General features: G+C 32.7%; 2 protein-coding genes and 2 pseudogenes. All 4 read right to left on the reverse strand.

Going from position 1 to position 1447, the window contains the following annotated elements; all coding sequences use genetic code 11:
• Positions 1-87: 87 nt before the first annotated feature.
• A complete protein-coding gene (locus HNR32_RS13715; RefSeq protein WP_183863622.1) occupies positions 88-480 on the reverse strand; it encodes a glycosyltransferase in 393 nt (130 codons plus the stop codon).
• Positions 481-696: 216 nt separating this feature from the next.
• Positions 697-933: an integrase core domain-containing protein gene (locus tag HNR32_RS14575; RefSeq protein ID WP_196611195.1), complete on the reverse strand. Its 237-nt coding sequence runs from the start codon at positions 931-933 to the stop codon at positions 697-699.
• Between the two features lie 30 nt (positions 934-963).
• Positions 964-1134: pseudogene (locus tag HNR32_RS14580) on the reverse strand (integrase core domain-containing protein); the annotation flags it as partial.
• Between the two features lie 12 nt (positions 1135-1146).
• Positions 1147-1447, reverse strand: a pseudogene (locus HNR32_RS13960) (hypothetical protein); the annotation flags it as partial.

A 1447-nucleotide genomic window follows, 5' to 3' on the forward strand; every position in this document is an offset into this window, starting at 1 on the left:
CTCAGGCTCATAATGTTTTGTCATGTGTAACATCCTCCGATAGATTGATTTTACCAAACTATCACCGAGTGTTACAACTTTAGTATATCAGGTCATATTCCCTTCAATTATTATTTTACCAACTTGTTCTATCGCTGAAAAAATATTGCCATTTGTAGGAATAATTTTAACTCCGCTCATTCCTATGATACCAATATTCCAGTTTTTCTTAAATATATTTATCACATCTTCAAGAAAGTTTTTATTAATAATTTTAATTCCTTCACGAATATATATTTTATATTTGGCTATACTAGATTTCATCGCTTGATTGTAAGATTTTACAATATTATTTTTATTTTCTATTTTAATTACTTCCACTTCATATCCAGTAGGAATAATTAACTCAGCCAAAGAATTTAAAGTATTTATGCATTCATTATTATCACTTACTTTTATTATAAATGCTATTTTAAATCTATTTAAATTCATATTTACCATATTACTTCTCCTAATATATCTAATAATAATAATTAAACCTTACTTTTTTATATTTAACTCAAACTTCACAGTCGTGAAATAACCTGTGTAGCTGGGAGTGTAAAATAGTTTGTGTAAAAAGAGATTTGCCTAAATCTACTCACTCCCCCATAATAAGGTATGGTACTATGTCAAGAAAAAGTACAGTTAAACAGAGAACTCCACCAGATTTTTAATTCAAGCAGAATGTGTATTTGATTTGAGATATTCTTTTTCATATTGATTAGGTGATATAAAATCGCAATGACTATGAATTCGTTTTGTGTTATAAAAAGTTTCAATGTATTCAAAAACCAAGGTATATGCATGGTTAAAGTCTTTTATTCTATATCGGTTCAGCCATTCTCTTTTTATCAATGCATGAAATGATTCAATGTAAGCATTATTCCACGGATATAATGGCTCACTTATCAAGACAGAAATTTAAAGATTTTATAATGAACCTTAAGCCGTGGCATAGTCTATCAATATTGCCGGATAGTACAGCGTAGCTGGCGCCTGATAATCAATTGATGAATGATGCCGTTTGAAATTGTAGGTATGGATATACTTCTTAATTGCTTGACTCGCTTCTTTTAGGTTGACATATTGGGTCAGATAAGCTTCTTCATACTTGAAACTTCGGAATCAACGTTTAATCATAATATTGTCAGCCCAGCGACTTTTGCCATCCATGCTTTGGTAGATATTATTCCCCTTGAGAAACTCAACATACTCATTGCTAGTGAATTGGCACCCCTGATCCGAATTTAAAATCAGTGGCTTGGCAACTCTAAAAGCTTTTCGAAGTGCGTGAACATGCAAGCTCTTCTGCTGAAATTGGCGTCCCCTTGTGTAGCCGCTAACTTCCTTTGACCATGCCTTGCCCACGGCTTTTGTCCATGGCAGGCTGGAATTGCTCTCTTGAATTGTCTCTTGCCCGGGTATA

Source organism: Pectinatus brassicae, assembly GCF_014201835.1.
GTDB lineage: Bacteria > Bacillota > Negativicutes > Selenomonadales > Selenomonadaceae > Pectinatus > Pectinatus brassicae.

Coding starts and splice junctions, on each gene's coding strand:
- HNR32_RS13715 (WP_183863622.1), bottom strand. CDS start 480: ATGGTAAATATGAATTTAAATAGATTTAAAATAGCATTTATAATAAAA.